The following is an 18,533-nucleotide window of genomic DNA, read 5'->3' on the forward strand; positions in this document are numbered from 1 at the left end:
TTCTCATAATACAGATAATGCTATGCCGTATTTTTCAGTTATCATACCGGTTTATAACCGTCCGGATGAAGTTCGGGAATTATTAGAAAGTCTGAGCAAACAGACATTAAAAGATTTTGAGGTTCTTTTAATTGAGGATGGTTCTGTCAATCGGTGTGATACGGTAGCTCAGGAGTTTGACAAAGATCTGAATATCTGTTATTTCTATAAAGAAAATTCGGGGCGTAGTCTTACTCGGAATTATGGAATGGAAAGAGCCTCGGGAGAATATTTGATTTTTTTTGATTCTGATTGTATCATTCCCGAGCGTTATTTCGAGATTGTCAAAGCTCGCTTGGAGGAAGATTATGTCGATTGTTTCGGCGGGCCTGATGCGGCACATACTTCTTTTAGTAATTTGCAAAAGGCGATCAGCTATTCTATGACTTCATTTTTTACTACAGGAGGTATTCGAGGTGGGAAAAAGGGTATGGAAAAGTTTACCCCGAGGACATTTAATATGGGCTTCTCTAAAGAGGTGTATAAGCGAGTGGGAGGTTTTAAAGATATGTTCGGCGAGGATATCGATTTGAGTTTACGAATTCAAAAAGCTGGTTTTCATACGGTTCTGATTCGGGATGCATTTGTATATCATAAACGTCGTGTGAGTTTCCGATCGTTTTATCGACAGGTTTCGGTATTCGGGAGAGCTCGTGTTGACTTATATTTGCTTCATCCGGAGTCGTTAAAGATCGTTCATCTTTTACCTGCGGTATTTGTACTTGGATCGTTGATATTGATCTTATTGTCATTTTTCTGTATATGGGCGTTACTCCCGTTGATTGTATATTTTTTGGCTCTGTTTTTTGAATCATTGGTTTGTAATCATAGTTTACGGATTGCGGGTTTGTCGGTTTTGACAAGTATCATACAGTTAGGCGGATATGGTATTGGTTTTTTAAGTGCATTTATTAAAAAAGTAGTTTTTCGTCAGACAGGAGACCTGAATGCAGACCTTGAGAGATTATATAAGAAGAAATAAGAAGATTACATATTCGTTTTTTTATCTGCTAATGTTTAAAATGATATTTATTTCGCCTATTCTTTCCAAATATTCCCTTTATCTCTATTGAAAATGTCGCTTTTGGACTATTAAATGCGATAAAGAGAACTTTTTTTATATCTATCTGTTGTTCTATCTTTGCCCGAGTTGGTGAAAAAGATAAAAAGATGGTTTTAAATGGAAAGGTTAAATAGGTTTCGAGGTTTTTGTTTTTCATCTTTTTGTGATAATATTCGCACGTATCTGGTTACGTTGTTTCTTCTGCTGTTCGGTGTATCGGTACAAGCGCAGAAGACCGTGACGGGATATGTGACCGATTCTATTTCCGGAGAACCGGTTTCCTATGCTTCTGTGTATGTAAAAAGTACGGGAACAGGTACAAGGAGTGATGATGACGGTCGATTTGTGTTGAAACGTCCTTCAGTATCTACTGAAATTGTTATTTCTGCTATCGGTTATGTTGAGAAAACCGTAAAACTTACGTCGGGGAGTAATACGACTTTGCAGATACAAATGAGACCGGCCGACTATCAGTTGAAGGAAGTTGTTGTTCGTCCCAAAAAAGAGCGGTATAAACGGAAAGGGAATCCTGCGGTAGATTTTGTGAAAAATGTTATGGCAGCTAATGAGAAGAATGATCCAAGACAACATGATTATTATTCTTATGAGAGATATGAAAAGGTTACCTTTGCTTTAAATGACTTTAAGAATAATAAAATTGCCGGGAAAAAGTATGATTTCTTGTCGGCTTATATAGACTCGTCCGATATTTCCCGGAAACCGGTATTGAATATTTCGGAACGGGAAAAGCTCGAGACAATCTATTTCCGTAAATCTCCTCATACCGAGAAAACAATAATTCTGGGGAAAAAACATTCTGGAATGGATGAGGTTATATCTCCCCAAGGTATGGAAGCGATGATGAACGAGACATTTAAGGACGTCGACTTATTTAAAAATAATATTTCCTTGTTTACGAATAAATTTGTAAGTCCTTTATCGTCAATAGGACCATCTTTCTATAAATATTATTTGGCGGATACAGTGGTTTTGGAGGGAGATTCCTGCGCGATATTGTCTTTTGCTCCTGCTAATTCCGAATCTTTCGGATTTGTCGGGCAGATGTGGGTAACTTTAGATTCCACATGGTTTGTAAAAAGAGCCCGTTTGCTTTTATCGACAAATATCAATCTGAATTTTGTAGAGGATATGGAAATTGACCAGAGTTATACGCGAGCTCCTGATGGGACACGTCTGGTTCAAAGGGATTTCTTGACTACGGATTTTAAATTAAAATCGAACAGTAAAAGCGGAATACATGCTCGAAGGCTAGTTACATTTAAAGACCAGAGCTTTGATCCTCCTGAAGATATGTCGATATTTAGTATTTCCGAAAAGGAAAAGTTGGCAGACGGAGCAGAGTCGAGGAAAGAGGATTTTTGGAAAGAACGTCGGCATGAACCTTTACAGGGAAAGGAGAATCTCGTTGCTCGAATGATGACGCAGTTGAGGTCTTATCCGGCTTTTTATTATACGGAGAAAGTTATCGGTGCTTTAGTTGCAGGATATATACCGACCCGAAAAGAGAAAAATCTTATTGATTTAGGACCGATGAATACGACAATCAGTGGAAACTCGTTAGAGGGTGCTCGATTTAGGGTCGGCGGGATGACTACAGCGAATTTGAATCCGCATTGGTTTGGTAAAGCTTATTTGGCATACGGAACTAAAGATAAGAAATTGAAATATTTAGCTGAAGTCGAATATTCATTTTTGCGGAAGAAGGAACATCAGAATGAGTTCCCTATACATTCTCTGAAAGCCTCGTATAATTATGATATAGATCAGTTGGGACAACATTATTTATATACGAATAAAGATAATGTGTTTCTTTCGGTAAAACGTAAGAGAGATAGTCGGGTGACCTATTTGCGAGATGCCCGTTTGGAATATACACGTGAATTTTACTCGGGGTTTTCTTATAAGGCAATTTTGCGTTATCGTACTCAGTATGCGACGCCGAATTTTGTCCCGTTTTTGAAAATGAGTGAGATAGAGGGAGAATATACTCCGGTGAAAGACTATTCTATGGGAGAGTTGGAGGTGCGGTTGCGATATGCACCGAATGAAAAATATTATCAAAGTAAATCATATCGTTATCCGGTTTCGTTGGATATGCCGGTTTTTACTTTATCTCATATCGTTGCGCATAAAGGAGTGATGGGTAGTGATTACTCGTATAATTGTACGGAATTCGGGTTTCAGAAACGATTTTGGTTTTCTGCATTCGGTTATACCGATGTGATATTACGGGCAGGAAAAGTTTGGGATAAAGTTCCGTTCCCGTTATTGCTTATTCCGAATGCGAATCTTTCATATACGATTCAGCCGGAATCGTTTACCCAGATGAATGCCATGGAATTTTTGAATGACCAATATGTATCGTGGGATGTTACCTATTATGCCAATGGTTGGATATTCAATCGGATACCGTTCTTAAAAAAACTGCAATGGAGAGAAGTCGGAACATTTCGAGGATGGTATGGGGATTTGAGTAAGAAAAATATCCCGACAGCTGAAAACGGATTGTTCGTATTCCCTGAAGGCAGTTATGTAATGGGGAAAATGCCTTATATGGAAGCCGGAGTGGGAATAGAAAATATTTTTAAGTTTCTTCGACTTGATTATGTCTGGCGTCTGACCTATCGGGATCATCCTCATATCAATAAACACGGAGTCCGTTTCTCCATGAGATTTACATTTTAGGGGCGTTGGTCTGAGCCGGTATGAATCCGATTATAAAAAATCCCGAATTAATGAATTCATTCCGTTTGAGAGGATTTCATGTTTTCGGGATTTTACTATGTAGATTCTTTGGGTTATAGAATTCGTTTGAAGTATTCGATAGTTTCTTTTAGACCATCTTCTAAAGCAATTGTCGGTTCCCACTTCAGCTTTTCTTTGGCCAAAGAGATATCGGGTTTTCTTTGAGTAGGGTCATCTGCCGGAAGAGGCATGAATACCAGTTTTGATTTCGACCCGGTGAGGCGAATGACCTTTTCTGCTAATTCGAGCATAGTAAATTCTCCCGGATTTCCAAGATTGACAGGTCCGATAAAGTTTTCATTTTCCATCATTCGAATCATGCCTTCTACCAAATCGCTTACGTATTGAAAACTGCGGGTTTGCAATCCGTTTCCGTAAATTGTCAAATCTTTTCCTTGTAAAGCTTGGACGATAAAATTAGAAACTACTCGACCGTCTTGCGGGTGCATATTCGGTCCGTAGGTGTTGAATATACGGATTATACGAATATCCACATTGTTACATCTGTGATAATCCATAAATAAGGTTTCGGCACAACGTTTACCTTCATCATAACAAGAACGAATACCAATAGGATTGACATTTCCCCAATAACTTTCTACTTGCGGATGTATTTGGGGATCTCCGTAAACTTCGCTTGTAGAGGCTTGTAAGACCCGTGCTCCGGTCTTTTTTGCAATTCCCAATACATTTATAGAGCCTAATATAGAAGCTTTTATTGTTTGAATAGGGTCATATTGGTAATGTATGGGAGATGCCGGACAAGCCAGATTGTATATTTGGTCGGTTTCGAGATAATAAGGCGTTGTGATGTCGTGGCGAATGACTTCGAAATAGGGATTTTTCAATAAATGAACGATATTTTCTTTACTCCCTGTAAAAAAGTTATCCAGACATATTACTTCATTGCCTTCGTCTAAAAGTCGTTCACATAAGTGAGAACCGATGAATCCGGCTCCTCCGGTAACTAATATTCTCTTTTTCATAAAAGGTGTTATTGAATAAGTCTTAAGAGCAAATGTCGTAAAAAAATATGTATGACCGAAATTTATTTCCGGATTCTTTTGAACGAATATAAAAAGGGCTATATTCGTTTCTGATTTATTATTGCTATATGATGAAAATGAGAGATAAAATGGTGATAACCGATTGGGCTTTGGAAGATAGACCTCGGGAAAAAATGCTTTTAAAGGGCATTCGCTCATTATCGAATGCCGAACTGATCGCAATTTTGATAGGTTCGGGAAATAGGAGGGAAACTGCGGTGGAATTATCGCAACGTATTTTGAATAATATGGGGAATAGTCTGAACCGTTTGGGAAAAGTTTCTGTACAAGACCTTACCGGACAATTTGAGGGTATAGGAGAAGCTAAAGCTATCAGCATTATTGCTGCATTAGAATTAGGGCGTAGGAGGAAAAGTGAGGATGTCTTGACAAGGCGCAAGATAACTTGTAGCAGGGATGTTTATGATTTGATGTATGCGTCTATGGTAGACTTGCCTCAGGAAGAATTTTGGATTGTGCTGTTAAATGCAGCTAATACGGTTTTGGATATTATCCGTATCAGTCAAGGAGGAACGGCTGCAACCTTGGTCGATGTCAAATTGGTTCTTAAACCTGCGATTTTGCAGCAAGCATCCTCGATAATGTTATGCCACAATCACCCTTCTAACAATGCTACTCCGAGTCAGGCGGATTATGAGTTGACTGCTAAGATTGTTTCTGCAGCGTCTTTTTTAGATATTCGGGTTCTCGACCATCTGATTATTTGTGAAAGCGGGTATTATAGTTTTGCTGATGAAGGACGTTTATAAAGTATTCTGTATTCTAGAAAGAGAAGCAGGAGATCTTCTAAAAAACGAAAAGTAGCCTGTTTTTAAGGTTTTAGTTCAGACAGAGTCTTAAAAACAGGCTATTGATAATGATTACTTGTTTGATTGCCCGTCGGTTTTATACCAATCAGAATACATCAAGTAATTTTTTGCAATTTTTTGATTGATTTCTTTTGATTGTTCAGTATCTACCATTTTTATAAATTTAGCGGGTGCACCTCCCCATAATTCACCCGGTTTTATTTCTGTTTTGCTTAAGACAACAGACCCTGCGGCGACAATAGCTCCTTCGCCCACTATGGCATGATCGAGTATCACCGATCCCATACCTATAAGAGCACCGTCTTTTATCGTAGCTCCGTGTATGGTGACGTTGTGTCCGATTGAGACGTCATTCCCGATTTCTATTGTCGATTTTTGGTAAAGAGTGTGAAGTACCGATCCGTCTTGAATATTTACCCGGTTACCGATATGAATGGAATTTACGTCTCCCCGTAAAACCGCGTTGAACCATATACTGCAATCGTTGCCTAAAACAACATCGCCTATAAGGGTCGCATTATCTGCTAAGAAACAATTGTTTCCGATTTTGGGGGTGTACCCCCGAACGCTTTTTATAAGAGCCATAGTCTGATTTTTAAAGTTTATCTGTTGCTTTTTTCAACCATTCTTTTGCTTCACTGTCCAATGCCGGACTCAGTTTTTCGAATACAGTTTGATGGTAGTTATCCAGCCATTCTATTTCTTCCTTTGTTAATAAAGCTTTGTCTATGGCATTCTTATCTATCGGGAAAAGCGTAAGTGTCTCGAATTTGTAGAACTTACCGAAATCTGTTTCACGATCTTCAACGACCAAAGTTAAGTTTTCGGTGCGAATACCGTATTCTCCGGCAATGTAAACACCCGGTTCATTAGATGTAACCATACCCGGAGTCAAAGGTGTGGGATTCTCTTCTAAGCGGATGTTTTGAGGACCTTCGTGCACATTAAGAAAATGTCCGATGCCATGACCCGTCCCGTGAAGATAATTCTGCCCTTCGTTCCAAAGAAATCGTCTTGCCAGAATATCTATTTGTGCACCTCTTGTTCCTTGAGGAAACCGACATGTCGCAATGCCGATATGGCCTTTTAACACTAATGTGAAATCTCTTTTTTGTTTTGCACTCAGTTTTCCCAAAGCAATAGTGCGGGTAATATCGGTTGTTCCGTCGAGATACTGAGCTCCGGAGTCTATTAATAGGAAGCCTTCCGGTTTCAGAGTTGCATTTGTTTCGGGAGTAGCGCTATAATGCACAATGGCTCCGTGAGCATTGAACCCTGCTATTGTGGAAAAACTTTCTCCAACGTAAAGGGCTTGCAGGGAACGATATTCTCTTAGTTTCTCGCTGATTGTGATTTCTGTAACATTCCCGTCTTTCACATGAGATTCTAACCACCGGAAAAAATGAACTAATGCGACTCCGTCTCGTATCATCGCATCTTTAAATCCCGCTATTTCGGTTTTATTTTTCAAGCTTTTTTCCCAAGTAATAGGGGAATTGCCGAAAATGATTTTTTGTCCGCTTGAGATAGCATTGACCAGACTATAATTGATCTTTCGAGGGTCTATAAATATAGTTTCCGATCCGGAACGGTTTTTTAAAAAATCATAAATTTTTTCGTATTGGGCGATTTTAATGTCGTTTTCTTGTAGGTATTCAGCCGTGTCTTTATTGATCTTTTGGGCATTGACAAATAATATCCGTTCTTTTTCCGAGATATAAGAGAAACAAATTCCTACAGGATTGCACGGAACATCCGTTCCTCTAATATTTAAAAACCAAGCAATTTCATCTAATGCTGCTAACAGGATGGCATTAGCGCCTTCTGCTTTTATCTTATTTAATATTCTGGATATTTTGCTTTCGGTAGATTCCCCGCTATATTTCTCAGGATACACGAATATAGGATCGTTCGGAATTGAAGGTCGGCCATTCCATATTTTCTCGAATGGAGTGAAATCTGAGATTAGAGAAAATCCTTTATCTTCGAAATAGTGTTTTAATTGTTGAGCTTCGCTGTACGAAAACATCGATCCGTCTATTCCGATTACAGACCCTGAAGGTAATGTATCGACCAGCCATTTTTGAATTGATGGAGTTTCGGGCAGCCCATCTTTAAAAAGGATGAAATCGCTTCTTTCAAGTTGAATTCCTGCTTGGAGGAAATAACGGGAATCTGTCCATAGCCCGGCCTGCTTTTCTGTTACGACAGCAGTCCCGGCCGATCCGTTGAATCCTGATATCCATCCGCGAGCTTTCCAATGGTCTGCACTGTATTCGCTTAAGTGGGGATCGGTTCCCGGAATGATAAAAGCCGATATTTGCCGTTCGTTCATTATTTGCCGAAGAGCTTTTACTCGTTTTAAAGTTGGATTTTTAGTCATATTCGGTAAGTTTTATTCCTTGAAATTAATATGGGTCATTTTTTTAATTGATATATAGATATATAAATGATTAACCACTTGCATACAAAGGTATGATTTAATATTTAGAAATGAAAAAACAGAATGTGTATATTTTTTAGAGAATCAATTGTCGTAGATGTCTTTATAAATAGTTTTTTAATGGTGCAAAAAATGTAAAAAAGGACTCTAGACGGTGAAAATAATATCGAAAGGTTTGTTTATCAAGAAACAATGTTTAATTTTGCACCGCGTTTTTAGATGATAAAATCTTTTAATTATAAAAAATATGATAGTAGTTCCAGTAAAAGAAGGCGAAAACATTGAAAAGGCATTGAAGAAATTCAAAAGAAAATTTGAGAAAACCGGTGTGATTAAAGAACTTAGAAACAGACAGGCATTTGAAAAACCTTCGGTTGCTAATCGTAAAAAAATAATGCGCGCCATTTATATTCAGAAATTGCAACAAGTAGAGGAATAAAAACATTCTCTTTAGTTGGAAGATTGAATTCTTTTTTTTACATTCGTAGCGTAAGTCAAAAGCTACGCTCTTTATGTGTATTGAATCATTTCTAAGATATATTCGGTATGAGAAGAACTTTTCTTCCCATACCGTTCTGTCTTATAGAAATGATTTATTGCAGTTTGTAGACTATTATTTTACTTGTAAGTCCGAAAGGTTTTCTCCCAAATCTGTAGATCGGGATCTGGTTCGAAATTGGATTGTGTATTTGGTTGAAAAGGGGAGGACGCCTCGGTCTATTAGTCGTAAAGTCTCTACATTGCGTTCGTTCTTTAAATTTTTGGTCAAAGAGGGAATTATTCCTTTTACGCCTATACAGAATATTCAGTTGCCTAAGATTAGTAAACCATTACCTGCTTTTTTAAAAGAAGAAGAGATGGATTTGCTGTTGGACGGTATTGATTTCGGAGATAACTTTCGAGGTGTTAGGGATAAGTTGATTATAAATATGTTTTATTCTACCGGTATTCGTCGCGGAGAGTTGATTGGGCTACAGGATGCGGATGTGGATATTTATATGTCTGCGATGAAGGTTACAGGGAAGCGTAATAAACAACGGATTATTCCTTTTGGGAAGGAACTCCGTATTCAGATAGAGGGGTACCGAAGTGTTAGGGACAGAGATGTGAAGGGGGAACATAAGACTTTTTTTGTAAAAGAAGATGGGCAGTCTCTTTATCCTGAGCTTGTATACAGGATCGTGACTCGTTATTTGAATATGGTAAGTACGTTGGCCAAAAAAAGTCCCCATGTGTTGCGTCACACATTTGCTTCGGCAATGTTGAACAACGGGGCGGAATTGAACAGTATAAAAGAGTTGCTTGGGCATAGTTCTTTAGCTTCGACGGAAGTGTATACGCATATTACGTTCGAAGAATTAAAACAAAGTTATAAACAGGCTCATCCTCGAGCCGAAAAAAAAGGAGGGCGTTATGAAAATTAGTATTCAATCGATTCATTTTGATGCTTCGGCACAGCTCGAAAGTTTTATTCAGAAAAAAGTAGCGAAATTGGGTCAGTACTGTGACGATATTATGTCCGCAGAAGTTGTTTTGAAAGTTGTTAAGCCCGAGACCGCTCAAAATAAAGAGGCTTCTATCAAATTGTTGGTTCCGAAGTCTGACGACATTTTCTCAAGTAAAGTTGCAGATACGTTTGAGGAAGCTGTAGATGTGGCTGTAGACGCTTTGGTAAAGCAGTTGCAGAAAATGAAAGAAAAAATGAGAGCTAAATAAAAAAAGAGTCTAATATTTTTGTAGTTTAAAATTTATCGCTAAATTTGCACCCGTTTCGCATTGGATTGACGGTGACGTTGATGGGTGCAATTTGCCGATGTAGCTCAGTTGGCCAGAGCACGTGATTTGTAATCTCGGGGTCGTGGGTTCGAATCCCTCCATCGGCTCAATAATTTTAGGGCGAATACCAGAGTGGCCAAATGGGGCAGACTGTAAATCTGCTGTCTTACGACTTCGGTGGTTCGAATCCATCTTCGCCCACGATTTATTGCGGGAATAGCTCAGTTGATAGAGCATTAGCCTTCCAAGCTGAGGGTCGCGGGTTTGAGTCCCGTTTCCCGCTCTAAATGCCAATGTAGCTCAGCGGTAGAGCACTTCCTTGGTAAGGAAGAGGTCACGGGTTCAAGTCCCGTCATCGGCTCTTGTTTTGAATGCTAATCATTAATCAAAAATAAATAACAAGTTAAGTTATGGCTAAAGAACAGTTTCAACGGACAAAGCCTCATGTTAACATTGGTACTATCGGTCATGTTGACCACGGTAAAACCACTTTAACTGCTGCTATCACTACAGTGTTGGCAAAAAAAGGCCTTTCAGAATTGAAGTCTTTCGATCAGATCGACAATGCTCCTGAAGAAAAAGAAAGAGGTATTACTATTAATACTTCACATGTAGAATACGAAACAGAAAAACGTCACTATGCGCACGTTGACTGTCCGGGTCACGCAGACTATGTAAAAAACATGGTTACTGGTGCTGCTCAGATGGATGGTGCTATCATTGTTGTTGCTGCAACTGATGGTCCTATGCCTCAGACTCGTGAACACATCTTGTTGGCTCGTCAGGTAAACGTTCCTCGTTTGGTTGTATTTTTGAATAAATGCGATATGGTTGACGACGAAGAGATGCTTGAACTTGTAGAAATGGAAATGAGAGAGTTGTTGTCTGCTTATGAATATGATGGAGACAATACTCCTATTATCCGCGGTTCTGCACTTGGAGCATTGAACGGAGAACCACAATGGGAAGAAAAAGTAATGGAATTGATGAACGCCGTAGATGAATGGATTCCTCTGCCTCCGCGTGATATCGATAAACCATTCTTGATGCCGGTTGAAGATGTATTCTCTATTACAGGTCGTGGTACTGTAGCTACTGGTCGTATTGAAACTGGTGTTATCAAAGTTGGTGACGAAGTTCAAATTATCGGTTTAGGTGCAGATGGTAAAAAATCTGTAGTTACCGGTGTTGAAATGTTCCGTAAACTTCTTGATCAGGGAGAAGCTGGTGACAACGTAGGTTTGTTACTTCGCGGTATCGATAAGAATGAAATCAAACGTGGTATGGTAATTTGCCATCCGGGACAGATTACGCCTCATTCTAAATTTAAAGCTCAAGTTTATATCTTGAAAAAAGAAGAAGGTGGTCGTCATACACCGTTCCATAACAAATACCGTCCTCAGTTCTATATTCGTACATTAGACGTAACCGGTGAAATTACTTTGCCGGAAGGAACTGAAATGGTTATGCCTGGTGACCACGTTACAATTACGGTAGAATTGATCTATCCGGTTGCTATCAATGTAGGTTTGCGTTTCGCTATTCGTGAAGGTGGACGTACAGTTGGTTCTGGTCAGATTACTGAAATCCTTGACTAAAAATAAATTTTTCAATCAGCCTAAAAGGGCTGATTGATATACGGGTCTAGCTCAGTTGGTAGAGCACTGGTCTCCAAAACCAGGTGTCGGGAGTTCGAGTCTCTCGACCCGTGCAAACTCAAAAGAGAATGAAAAAGATACTTGCAAATATAAAAGAGTCTTATAACGAATTGGTTTATAAGGTATCTTGGCCGACCAAATCCGAGTTGAGCAATAGCGCTGTAGTTGTCATGTTTGCTTCCCTAATTATAGCTATAGTGGTATTTGCGATGGACCAGTGTTTTGACCATATCATGCAGTTCATTTATAATAAAATGTTCTAATCGGGGGAGATAAAAATGTCTGAACAAAAAAGAGGATGGTACGTTTTGCGTGCCATTAGTGGTAAAGAGAACAAGGTCAAAGAATATCTTGATGCAGAAATCAAGAATACTGATCTTGGTGATTACGTGTCTCAGGTTTTGATCCCAACCGAAAAGGTTTATTCTGTTCGTAATGGAAAAAAGATCACAAAAGAAAAAAATCTTTATCCGGGATATGTTTTTGTTGAGGCACTTCTTGTAGGAGAGGTGTCACATCGTTTGCGTAATACTACCAACGTTATCGGTTTTTTGGGAGGGACTACGAATCCCGATCCTTTGAGACCTGCGGAGGTTAGCCGGATGTTGGGTGCTGTAGATGAACTTCAGGAAAGTGGGGAAGAGTTGAATATTCCTTATTTTGTGGGAGAGACCGTAAAAGTAAATTATGGTCCGTTCAATGGTTTCAGCGGCGTGATCGAAGAAGTAAATAACGAAAAGAAGAAGCTGAAAGTTATGGTGAAAATATTCGGGCGTAAAACACCGCTCGAATTGGGTTTTATGCAAGTAGAGAAGGAGTAGCAGAGTGGTTACGCACTATTGTTATGCCTGTTTTATAACAAATCAAATTATTAGACAAAATGGCTAAAGAAATTGCTGGACAGATCAAATTACAGATTAAAGGAGGTGCAGCAAACCCATCTCCCCCTGTAGGCCCTGCATTGGGTTCTAAAGGGATTAATATTATGGAGTTTTGCAAGCAATTCAATGCCCGCACTCAAGACAAAGCCGGAAAGGTATTGCCTGTTGTAATTACTTATTACAGTGACAAATCTTTCGATTTTATCGTTAAGACTCCTCCTGTTGCCATTCAATTGCTCGAAGCAGCAAAAGTAAAGAGTGGATCGGCAGAGCCTAATCGTAAAAAAGTGGCTTCGATTACTTGGGATCAGGTCAAAGCAATTGCTGAAGACAAAATGGTCGATTTGAACTGTTTTACTTTAGAATCAGCGATGACGATGGTTGCTGGTACAGCTAGAAGTATGGGTATAACCGTAAATGGGGAATTCCCGGTAAATAATTAATAAACTTCAATTGAAATGGGTAAACTGACAAAAAATCAAAAGTTAGCTTTAGACAAAATTGAAGCAGGGAAGGCCTATTCACTCAGCGAAGCTTCAGCTTTGGTAAAGGAAATTACTTTTACGAAGTTCGATTCTTCTGTTGATGTTGATGTTCGTTTAGGCGTTGACCCACGTAAAGCTAACCAGATGGTGAGAGGCGTTGTTTCTCTTCCTCATGGAACCGGAAAGCAAACTCGGGTATTAGTACTTTGTACTCCCGATCAGGAAGCTGATGCTAAAGCCGCCGGTGCCGACTATGTTGGATTAGATGAATATATCGAAAAGATCAAAGGTGGTTGGACTGATATTGACGTGATCATCACTATGCCTGCTATTATGGGTAAAATCGGTGCTTTAGGTCGTGTGTTAGGTCCGAGAGGCTTGATGCCTAACCCTAAAAGCGGAACTGTTACCAATGAGATCGGAAAAGCGGTTAAAGAGGTAAAACAAGGTAAGATTGATTTCAAAGTAGATAAGAACGGTATTGTACATGCTTCTGTAGGAAAAGTTTCTTTCTCTGCCGAGCAAATTCGTGACAATGCGAGAGAGTTTATTTCAGCTTTGATAAAATTGAAACCGACAGCTGCTAAAGGCACATATGTTAAGAGTGTTTATCTTTCAAGTACAATGAGTCCGGGTATTAAGATCGATCCGAAATCAATTGATGAGATTTAAAAAATTGAATTATGAAAAAGGAAGATAAAAGCACAGTAATAGAACAGATCGCAGCCACACTCAAGGAATACAGTCATTTTTATCTGACGGAAACATCCGCTCTGAATGCAGAAAAGACTAGTGCATTGAGACGTGAATGTTTTAAGAATGATATCAAAATGCTGGTCGTAAAAAATGCGTTGTTGCATAAGGCGATGGAAAGTCTTGAAACAGATTATAGCCCGCTTTACGACTGTTTGAAAGGCTCTACGACCATAATGTTCTCTAATACAGGTAATGCTCCTGCAAAATTGATCAAGGAGTTTAAGAAAAACTCTGATCTTCTTGGTTTCAAAGCTGCTTATGTTGAAGAAAGCTTCTATGGGGCTGATCAACTTGATGCATTAGTTGCTATTAAGAGTAAAAATGAACTTATCGCTGATGTTATCGCTCTGTTACAATCGCCTGCGAAGAACGTTGTATCGGCACTTCAATCAAGCGGTTCTACAATACATGGAGTATTGCAAACTCTATCAGAAAGATAATTTTTTAGAAAATAAATTAGTAAAAATAACAAATTAAATCATACAAAAATGGCAGATTTGAAAGCTTTTGCAGAACAATTAGTAAACCTGACCGTAAAAGAAGTAAACGAACTTGCTCAAATTTTGAAAGACGAGTACGGTATTGAACCTGCTGCTGCAGCTGTTGCTGTTGCTGCTCCTGCCGCTGCTGGTGCAGCTGCTGAAGAAAAGACATCTTTTGATGTTGTTTTGAAAGCCGCTGGTGCTAACAAGTTGGCTATTGTTAAATTAGTAAAAGAATTGACCGGTCTTGGTTTGAAAGAAGCTAAAGATCTGGTTGACGGTGCTCCTAGCAACTTGAAAGAAGGTTTGGCTAAAGCCGAAGCTGAAGCATTGAAAAAACAATTAGAAGAAGCTGGAGCTGAAGTTGAACTTAAATAGTATTTCCTGATACTCAGGTACTTTGGTAAAGAGTCCTCAGTGAGAGGCCTCTTTACCTTTTTGTGTATATATTTTAAATTAAGTTCAATTAATTCCATTTAATAAATGTCTTCAAATATTGGTAAACAACGGGTAAATTTTGCTTCAATTAAGAGTCCGCTACAATATCCGGATTTTCTTGAAGTTCAATTGAAGTCATTTCAAGACTTTCTTCAACTTGATACACCCCCCGAAAAACGAAAAAATGAGGGATTGTATAAAGTATTTGCAGAAAACTTTCCTATTGCAGATACTCGTAACAATTTTGTCCTCGAATTTTTGGATTATTATATTGATCCGCCCAGATATACAATAGATGAGTGTATAGAGAGAGGGTTGACTTACAGTGTACCTTTAAAGGCAAAACTGAAGTTATATTGTACAGATCCCGATCACGAAGATTTCGATACCGTGATACAGGATGTGTATTTGGGCCCTATTCCGTACATGACTGCTAAAGGTACATTTGTTATTAATGGAGCCGAACGTGTTGTCGTATCTCAGTTGCATCGGTCTCCCGGTGTATTTTTCGGACAAAGTACGCATGCGAACGGAACCAAATTGTATTCGGCCAGAATCATTCCTTTTAAAGGTTCTTGGATCGAATTTGCAACCGATATCAATAATGTGATGTATGCTTATATCGACCGGAAGAAAAAATTGCCCGTAACTACTTTATTGCGTGCAATCGGTTTCGAGAGCGATAAAGATATCCTTGAGATTTTCGGTTTGGCAGAAGAAATAAAGGTTAATAAGACCAATCTGAAGAAAGCTTTGGGGCGTCGTTTGGCTGCCCGCGTGTTGAAGACATGGGTCGAAGACTTTGTGGATGAAGATACCGGTGAGGTGGTGTCTATTGAACGTAATGAAGTTGTTATAGATCGTGAGACCGTTCTCGAAGAGAGTCACATAGAAGAGATTCTCGAATCTGGTGTTCAAAATATATTGTTGCACAAGGAAGAACGGAATCTGTCTGATTATTCGATTATTTACAACACTCTTCAGAAAGACTCCAGTAATTCTGAAAAAGAGGCTGTATTATATATATATCGTCAGCTTCGCAATGCAGAACCTGCAGATGATGCGAGTGCACGCGAAGTGATTACAAATCTGTTTTTCTCTGAGAAGAGATATGATTTGGGTGAGGTGGGACGTTATCGGATCAATAAAAAATTGAATCTTTCTACTCCACCTGACGTAAAAGTATTGACAAAAGAAGATATTATCGAAATTATCAAATATCTGATAGAGTTGATAAATTCTAAAACCGATGTAGATGACATCGACCATTTAAGCAATCGTCGTGTACGTACTGTCGGAGAACAGCTTTATAACCAATTCGGTGTCGGTTTGGCTCGTATGTCACGTACGATCCGTGAACGGATGAATGTACGGGATAATGAGGTATTTACTCCGATCGACTTGATTAATGCCAAGACAATCTCTTCGGTAATTAATACATTCTTCGGGACGAATGCATTATCACAATTTATGGACCAAACCAACCCGCTGGCCGAAATGACTCATAAGCGTCGTATGTCGGCTTTAGGTCCTGGTGGTTTGTCTCGTGAGCGTGCCGGGTTCGAGGTTCGAGATGTTCATTATACTCATTATGGACGCCTTTGTCCTATTGAAACTCCAGAAGGTCCGAATATCGGTCTTATCTCTTCTCTTTGCGTATATGCAAAGATCAATGATCTCGGATTTATCGAGACTCCTTATCGTAAGGTAGAAAATGGGAAAGTGGACTTGTCCGATAACGGTATTGTCTATTTGACGGCTGAAGTGGAAGAAGGACATATTATTGCACAGGGTAATGCGCCTTTGGATGATGACGGAAAGTTTGTCCGTTCACGTGTAAAAGCTCGTTTGAATGCAGATTTCCCTGTGGTAGCTCCGGAAGAAGTTTCGTTGATGGACGTTTCTCCTACACAGATTGCTTCTATTGCTGCATCTTTAATACCGTTCCTTGAACATGATGATGCTAACCGGGCATTGATGGGATCTAACATGATGCGTCAGGCCGTACCTTTGCTTCGTACAGAAGCTCCTATCGTAGGTACAGGTCTTGAAGGTCAATTGATACGTGACTCTCGTACGCAGATTACAGCTGAAGGAGCAGGGGTGATCGAATTTGTTGATGCTACTACGATACGTATTCGTTATGATCGTACTGAAGACGAGGAATTCGTTAGTTTCGAAGATGCGGTTAAAGAATATACAATACCGAAGTTCCGTAAGACAAATCAGAGTACAACTGTCGATTTGCGTCCGATTTGTCATAAGGGAGATCGTGTGGTTGCCGGTCAGATTCTTACAGAAGGATATTCTACCGAAAACGGGGAATTGGCTTTGGGTAAGAACTTGAAAGTGGCTTTCATGCCGTGGAAAGGATATAATTATGAGGATGCTATCGTGTTGAACGAACGTGTTGTTCGTGAAGATATATTGACATCGGTACACGTCGATGAATATTCTCTTGAAGTCCGTGAAACGAAACGAGGTATGGAAGAGCTTACTTCGGACATTCCGAACGTAAGTGAAGATGCCACTAAGGATTTGGATGAGCGCGGTATTATCCGTATCGGAGCTCATGTCGGTCCCGGAGATATAATGATTGGTAAGATTACACCTAAAGGTGAATCTGATCCTTCACCAGAAGAAAAACTTTTACGTGCGATATTCGGAGATAAAGCCGGAGATGTGAAAGATGCATCATTGAAAGCTACACCTTCTTTAAAGGGTGTGGTAATCGGAACTAATCTTTTCTCTCGTGCCATCAAGAAACGTAAATCTAAATTGAGTGATAAAGCTATCTTGCCTAAACTTGATGAAGAGTATGAAGTAAAGCAGGCGGCTCTTAAAGATTTATTGATCGAAAAATTGATGGTTCTGACTAACGGTAAGACTTCACAAGGTGTGAAAGATTATTTAGGAACTGAGGTTATCGCAAAAGGTGCTAAATTTTCTCAGAAAGCATTGTCTGAGATAGATTATACATCGATCCAAGTTAGTAAGTGGACTACAGATCCGGCTAAAAATGATCTGATCCGTGCAACTATTATGAATTACCTGAAGAAATATAAAGAAATCGATGCTGAATTACGCCGTCGTAAATTTGATATTTCTATCGGAGATGAACTTCCTTCAGGTATTGTTCAGTTGGCAAAAGTTTACATTGCCAAGAAACGTAAGATCAGCGTAGGGGATAAGATGGCCGGCCGTCACGGAAACAAGGGTATTGTATCACGTGTCGTTCGTCAAGAAGATATGCCTTTCTTGGAAGATGGTACTCCGGTAGATATTGTATTGAACCCGTTGGGTGTGCCTTCTCGTATGAACCTTGGACAGATTTTTGAAACTGTTTTGGGTTGGGCAGGCGTGAAACTGGGCGAAAAGTTTGCAACGCCGATTTTTGACGGTGCAAGTCTCGATGATTTGAATGAATGGACCGATAAGGCCGGATTGCCTCGTTATGGGAAATCTTATTTGTATGACGGTCACACGGGCGAACGCTTTGACCAACCGGCAACCGTAGGTGTAATATACATGCTGAAACTTGGTCACATGGTTGAAGACAAGATGCATGCTCGTTCGATAGGTCCGTACTCTCTTATTACTCAGCAACCATTGGGTGGTAAGGCTCAGTTTGGAGGTCAGCGTTTCGGAGAAATGGAGGTTTGGGCGTTGGAAGCATTTGGTGCAGCCCATATACTTCAAGAAATCTTGACGATTAAGTCTGATGATGTTGTCGGTCGTTCGAAGGCTTATGAAGCCATTGTCAAGGGCGAACCGATGCCGACTCCGGGTATTCCTGAGTCTCTCAATGTATTGTTGCATGAATTGAGAGGTCTTGGTCTTAGTATCACTTTAGAATAATAAAATAGAGAT

General features: G+C 39.5%; 17 protein-coding genes and 5 tRNA genes. 19 read left to right on the forward strand and 3 right to left on the reverse strand.

From position 1 onward, the window contains the following. The first annotated feature begins 22 nt into the window (after positions 1-22). On the forward strand, positions 23-1,021 hold the full coding sequence (locus tag AC0UMU_RS00135) for a glycosyltransferase family 2 protein (protein ID WP_278715007.1): 999 nt from the start codon (positions 23-25) through the stop codon (positions 1,019-1,021). A gap of 198 nt (positions 1,022-1,219) precedes the next feature. Next, on the forward strand, positions 1,220-3,808 hold the full coding sequence (locus AC0UMU_RS00140; protein WP_278715005.1) for a DUF5686 and carboxypeptidase-like regulatory domain-containing protein: 2,589 nt from the start codon (positions 1,220-1,222) through the stop codon (positions 3,806-3,808). Positions 3,809-3,921: 113 nt separating this feature from the next. On the opposite strand, the gene AC0UMU_RS00145 is transcribed toward AC0UMU_RS00140, so the two are convergent. Then, entirely contained in the window at positions 3,922-4,854 is a 933-nt protein-coding gene (locus AC0UMU_RS00145) for a UDP-glucuronic acid decarboxylase family protein (protein ID WP_009318014.1), read from the reverse strand. A gap of 128 nt (positions 4,855-4,982) precedes the next feature. Here AC0UMU_RS00145 and radC point away from each other — a divergent pair, with 128 nt between their 5' ends. Further along, on the forward strand, positions 4,983-5,684 hold the full coding sequence (gene radC / locus AC0UMU_RS00150) for a RadC family protein (protein ID WP_022603086.1): 702 nt from the start codon (positions 4,983-4,985) through the stop codon (positions 5,682-5,684). A gap of 111 nt (positions 5,685-5,795) precedes the next feature. Here radC and AC0UMU_RS00155 read toward each other — a convergent pair whose 3' ends face one another. Then, positions 5,796-6,329, reverse strand: a complete 534-nt coding sequence (locus AC0UMU_RS00155; RefSeq protein ID WP_288639847.1) for a gamma carbonic anhydrase family protein — start codon at positions 6,327-6,329, stop codon at positions 5,796-5,798. A 10-nt stretch (positions 6,330-6,339) separates the two neighbouring features. After that, complete coding sequence (locus tag AC0UMU_RS00160; RefSeq protein WP_288639848.1) at positions 6,340-8,127, reverse strand: aminopeptidase P family protein; 1,788 nt, start codon at positions 8,125-8,127, stop codon at positions 6,340-6,342. Between the two features lie 307 nt (positions 8,128-8,434). On the opposite strand from AC0UMU_RS00160, the gene rpsU reads away from it, so the two are divergent. The 16 genes from rpsU (at position 8,435) to rpoB (ending at position 18,521) form a co-directional block, all read left to right on the forward strand. Then, the gene (rpsU, locus tag AC0UMU_RS00165; protein WP_009318008.1) at positions 8,435-8,626 is read left to right on the forward strand and encodes a 30S ribosomal protein S21; all 192 of its coding nucleotides are present in this window, start codon (positions 8,435-8,437) and stop codon (positions 8,624-8,626) included. A 73-nt stretch (positions 8,627-8,699) separates the two neighbouring features. After that, positions 8,700-9,611: a tyrosine recombinase XerC gene (locus tag AC0UMU_RS00170; RefSeq protein ID WP_278715000.1), complete on the forward strand. Its 912-nt coding sequence runs from the start codon at positions 8,700-8,702 to the stop codon at positions 9,609-9,611. Then, entirely contained in the window at positions 9,601-9,903 is a 303-nt protein-coding gene (gene hpf / locus AC0UMU_RS00175; RefSeq protein WP_009318004.1) for a ribosome hibernation-promoting factor, HPF/YfiA family, read from the forward strand. The genes AC0UMU_RS00170 and hpf overlap by 11 nt, the downstream gene beginning before the upstream one ends. A gap of 93 nt (positions 9,904-9,996) precedes the next feature. After that, positions 9,997-10,070, forward strand: a tRNA-Thr gene (locus AC0UMU_RS00180). 11 nt (positions 10,071-10,081) lie between these two features. Then, positions 10,082-10,164, forward strand: a tRNA-Tyr gene (locus AC0UMU_RS00185). A 9-nt stretch (positions 10,165-10,173) separates the two neighbouring features. Beyond that, a tRNA-Gly gene (locus tag AC0UMU_RS00190) sits at positions 10,174-10,246 on the forward strand. Positions 10,247-10,252: 6 nt separating this feature from the next. Next, a tRNA-Thr gene (locus AC0UMU_RS00195) sits at positions 10,253-10,324 on the forward strand. 49 nt (positions 10,325-10,373) lie between these two features. Continuing rightward, the gene (tuf, locus tag AC0UMU_RS00200) at positions 10,374-11,561 is read left to right on the forward strand and encodes an elongation factor Tu (protein ID WP_009318002.1); all 1,188 of its coding nucleotides are present in this window, start codon (positions 10,374-10,376) and stop codon (positions 11,559-11,561) included. Positions 11,562-11,601: 40 nt separating this feature from the next. Continuing rightward, positions 11,602-11,674 (forward strand) — tRNA-Trp (locus AC0UMU_RS00205). 15 nt (positions 11,675-11,689) lie between these two features. After that, positions 11,690-11,884: a preprotein translocase subunit SecE gene (secE, locus tag AC0UMU_RS00210; RefSeq protein ID WP_031258964.1), complete on the forward strand. Its 195-nt coding sequence runs from the start codon at positions 11,690-11,692 to the stop codon at positions 11,882-11,884. A 15-nt stretch (positions 11,885-11,899) separates the two neighbouring features. Then, positions 11,900-12,442 carry a transcription termination/antitermination protein NusG gene (gene nusG, locus AC0UMU_RS00215; RefSeq protein WP_022390109.1) on the forward strand — a complete coding sequence of 181 codons (543 nt, stop codon included), beginning with the start codon at positions 11,900-11,902 and terminating at the stop codon, positions 12,440-12,442. Positions 12,443-12,501: 59 nt separating this feature from the next. Further along, the gene (gene rplK, locus AC0UMU_RS00220; RefSeq protein ID WP_009318000.1) at positions 12,502-12,945 is read left to right on the forward strand and encodes a 50S ribosomal protein L11; all 444 of its coding nucleotides are present in this window, start codon (positions 12,502-12,504) and stop codon (positions 12,943-12,945) included. A 15-nt stretch (positions 12,946-12,960) separates the two neighbouring features. After that, positions 12,961-13,659, forward strand: a complete 699-nt coding sequence (gene rplA, locus AC0UMU_RS00225; RefSeq protein WP_009317999.1) for a 50S ribosomal protein L1 — start codon at positions 12,961-12,963, stop codon at positions 13,657-13,659. An 11-nt stretch (positions 13,660-13,670) separates the two neighbouring features. After that, a complete protein-coding gene (gene rplJ / locus AC0UMU_RS00230; RefSeq protein WP_009317998.1) occupies positions 13,671-14,183 on the forward strand; it encodes a 50S ribosomal protein L10 in 513 nt (170 codons plus the stop codon). A 48-nt stretch (positions 14,184-14,231) separates the two neighbouring features. After that, complete coding sequence (gene rplL, locus AC0UMU_RS00235) at positions 14,232-14,603, forward strand: 50S ribosomal protein L7/L12 (protein WP_009317997.1); 372 nt, start codon at positions 14,232-14,234, stop codon at positions 14,601-14,603. A 105-nt stretch (positions 14,604-14,708) separates the two neighbouring features. Next, positions 14,709-18,521, forward strand: coding sequence for a DNA-directed RNA polymerase subunit beta (gene rpoB, locus AC0UMU_RS00240; protein WP_022603094.1), 3,813 nt, complete (start codon positions 14,709-14,711; stop codon positions 18,519-18,521). Positions 18,522-18,533 lie beyond the last annotated feature (12 nt).

The sequence above is a fragment of the Coprobacter fastidiosus genome (assembly GCF_982245605.1).

Bases quoted from the DNA above. Each gene is read 5' to 3' on its own strand.
- AC0UMU_RS00135 (WP_278715007.1), top strand. From the start codon at position 23: ATGCCGTATTTTTCAGTTATCATACCGGTTTATAACCGTCCGGATGAA.
- AC0UMU_RS00140 (WP_278715005.1), top strand. From the start codon at position 1,220: ATGGAAAGGTTAAATAGGTTTCGAGGTTTTTGTTTTTCATCTTTTTGT.
- AC0UMU_RS00145 (WP_009318014.1), bottom strand. From the start codon at position 4,854: ATGAAAAAGAGAATATTAGTTACCGGAGGAGCCGGATTCATCGGTTCT.
- radC (WP_022603086.1), top strand. From the start codon at position 4,983: ATGATGAAAATGAGAGATAAAATGGTGATAACCGATTGGGCTTTGGAA.
- AC0UMU_RS00155 (WP_288639847.1), bottom strand. From the start codon at position 6,329: ATGGCTCTTATAAAAAGCGTTCGGGGGTACACCCCCAAAATCGGAAAC.
- AC0UMU_RS00160 (WP_288639848.1), bottom strand. From the start codon at position 8,127: ATGACTAAAAATCCAACTTTAAAACGAGTAAAAGCTCTTCGGCAAATA.
- rpsU (WP_009318008.1), top strand. From the start codon at position 8,435: ATGATAGTAGTTCCAGTAAAAGAAGGCGAAAACATTGAAAAGGCATTG.
- AC0UMU_RS00170 (WP_278715000.1), top strand. From the start codon at position 8,700: ATGTGTATTGAATCATTTCTAAGATATATTCGGTATGAGAAGAACTTT.
- hpf (WP_009318004.1), top strand. From the start codon at position 9,601: ATGAAAATTAGTATTCAATCGATTCATTTTGATGCTTCGGCACAGCTC.
- tuf (WP_009318002.1), top strand. From the start codon at position 10,374: ATGGCTAAAGAACAGTTTCAACGGACAAAGCCTCATGTTAACATTGGT.
- secE (WP_031258964.1), top strand. From the start codon at position 11,690: ATGAAAAAGATACTTGCAAATATAAAAGAGTCTTATAACGAATTGGTT.
- nusG (WP_022390109.1), top strand. From the start codon at position 11,900: ATGTCTGAACAAAAAAGAGGATGGTACGTTTTGCGTGCCATTAGTGGT.
- rplK (WP_009318000.1), top strand. From the start codon at position 12,502: ATGGCTAAAGAAATTGCTGGACAGATCAAATTACAGATTAAAGGAGGT.
- rplA (WP_009317999.1), top strand. From the start codon at position 12,961: ATGGGTAAACTGACAAAAAATCAAAAGTTAGCTTTAGACAAAATTGAA.
- rplJ (WP_009317998.1), top strand. From the start codon at position 13,671: ATGAAAAAGGAAGATAAAAGCACAGTAATAGAACAGATCGCAGCCACA.
- rplL (WP_009317997.1), top strand. From the start codon at position 14,232: ATGGCAGATTTGAAAGCTTTTGCAGAACAATTAGTAAACCTGACCGTA.
- rpoB (WP_022603094.1), top strand. From the start codon at position 14,709: ATGTCTTCAAATATTGGTAAACAACGGGTAAATTTTGCTTCAATTAAG.